1 protein-coding gene and 2 pseudogenes are annotated in these 2,299 nt (G+C 67.9%); 1 reads left to right on the forward strand and 2 read right to left on the reverse strand.

The genetic code is table 11. The annotated features are described in order from the left end of the window. Positions 1 to 437: electron transfer flavoprotein subunit beta/FixA family protein (locus C441_RS00005; RefSeq protein WP_007273227.1), on the reverse strand; the 437-nt coding region annotated here is incomplete at its 3' end. Between the two features lie 85 nt (positions 438 to 522). Then, positions 523 to 1,283: pseudogene (locus C441_RS00010) on the reverse strand (helix-turn-helix transcriptional regulator); the annotation flags it as partial. A gap of 239 nt (positions 1,284 to 1,522) precedes the next feature. Between C441_RS00010 and C441_RS00015 the strand changes: the two are divergent. Further along, positions 1,523 to 2,299 (forward strand): annotated as a pseudogene (locus tag C441_RS00015) (DUF7096 domain-containing protein); the annotation flags it as partial.

Raw genomic sequence — 2,299 nt, forward strand, 5'->3', positions numbered from 1 at the left:
ACCGCGGCCCACTCGAAGCCGATTGCCGAGGCGAGCGAGACGCCGGTCGCGCCGAAGCTGTCGTCGTTCGCCTGCACGCCCGTCAGGACGAGGTCGGGGTCCTCGTCCTCGACGACCGCCGAGAGGAGGCGCGTCTTCGCGCCCACGTCGAGCAGGTCCACGCCGTCGAGCGCGTCGTCCCACACGCGGACCGCGCGGTCGACCCCCTTTGCGAGCGCCATGCGGATGGTCTCTTCGGACCGCTCGGGGCCGATGGTGACGGCGACGACCTCCACGTCGTCGTCGCTCTCCTCGGCGATTTGGACCGCTTCCTCGACCGCGTACTCGTCCCACTCGTTGAGGTCGTAGTCGAGGAACTGGTCCGCCACGCGGAGCCCGTCGAGCTCGAAGTCCTCTTCGACCTCGGCCACCTCCTTGACGGTTACGAGAATTTTCATCAACGTTCACTACCGACCGGGGCAAATAAACGTTTTCGCACCGCGGCCACCGGCGCCCCCGTCGTCCGATTACACCTCGTCTTCGTCACGCCTCGTCTTCGTCCTCGTCGGGCAGTGAGATGAGGTTCTCACGGCCGAGGCGGAGCTTTTCGACGCGCCCCTCGTCGGCCATCGCCGACAGGAGCTGTGAGACCTTGGCGTCGGACCAGCCGGTCTCCTTGACGATGTTCGCCTGCTTCATCCGCCCGCCGCTCCGCTCCAAGAGGAGTTCGACCCGCTCTTCGTCCGAGAGCAGGTCGAGGTCGACGTCGACGTCGTCGGGCTCTTCGGCGGGCGCGGGCTCGTCGTCGGGCCGGCTCCTGTGCCGACTCCTGCCGCGGCTCGGGCGTCGCCGTCGCTGTCGACGTTCCGTCGGGAGTCCCCCCCGTCCGGTCCCCGCCGAGTGAACAGGACGACGCCCGCCACGAGCACCGCGAGGACGACCGCACCGCCGCCGACGAGCGTCCACGGAATGGCGCTGTCCGTGCCCGTCGAGACGTACGTGACGGTCAACTGGTCGATCGATTCGAAGGTCCGGGGCCCCTCGACGACGACGGCGTTGTTTTCGAGCGGCAGGTTCGTGTCGCTGACGGCGTAGCCCGGCGGCGTCTGAATCGTGAGGTTCTGATTCGACCGAAGCGACGTGAGCCACGTCTCGTCGTCACCGGCCGACAGCGCGTCACCGAGGCGCAGTCCCTCGTCGGTCTGTTCGAGGAAGTTGGTCCACGTGAACGTCAACACGAGGACGCCGGTCCCGTTTTCGACGTAGCCTCTCGTCGTCGCGTTCTGAACCGTCATCGACCGGCCGGGTGCCGGCAGCAGCCGCGTCTGTGGCCGCCACCGGCGCTGTGACGCCGGCGACGATGGTGAGGAGGGCAACGATGAGGGCGGCGCTCCGCATACGTAAATCCGTTTCATCCGGCGATGAAAACGCTTTCCATCGATTCAACAGTGTCAGACGCCGTCGAGATGCGTCCCTCGATGTCGGCGACGGCGACCGCGTCAAGAGGGTCATTTTAGTACTGCCCCCGTGTACCCTCACGGCGATGAAAGCCCTCCCGCTCGTCGTCGTCATGCTTCTCGTGGCGTCGCCGGTGCTCGGTGCGGCCGGTCCCGCCGACGGGTCGACCCACTCGATGGCTCCCGATGAAGCGGAGCCCGCACAGGTCGAGTCGCCGTCCAACGAGACGATTCACGTCCTCGACATTCCGTCGTCGGAGCTGGCCCGGGCGACGGTCGAGGCCCATCACGTCGACCTCGGCCCGTCCCTCGATTTCTCCGCCCTCGGGGCCGGCGGCCAGATTCAGACGGGCGCGTCAATCGAGCGCATCGAGTCCGCGACCGACGACAGCACCCGGCAACAGCTCATCCTCGACGAGCTCAACACCATCGAACAGCGGGCGATTGCGCTCCAGAGCGCACAGCGCTCCGCCATCGAGCGGTTCAACGCCGACGACATCACCGCGCGAGACCTCCTCATCGAACTCGCGCGAATCGACGCCGAGGCACGGGCGCTCGACGACCGGCGGGTCGCCCTCCGCGAGATCACGAGCGAGACGCCGGACTTCTCGATTAGCTCCGGGCGGCTCGCGGCGCTCGAACGCGAACTCGACACGTTCACCGGCCCCGTTCGGACGCACGCCGTCTCGGTCGTGACCGGCCGGTCCGACGCCGCGCGGTTCTCCGTGCGGACGAGCGAGACCGGGTTCGTCCTCAGCGTCGTCGCCGACGGCGAGTACGTCCGCGACGGCCTACCGCGCCGACCTCCGCAACCGCGACCAGAACACGGTCTCCTACGAGGAGGCGCTCGACATCGTCGCGGA

This window comes from Haloferax sulfurifontis ATCC BAA-897, assembly GCF_000337835.1.
GTDB classification, from domain to species: domain Archaea; phylum Halobacteriota; class Halobacteria; order Halobacteriales; family Haloferacaceae; genus Haloferax; species Haloferax denitrificans.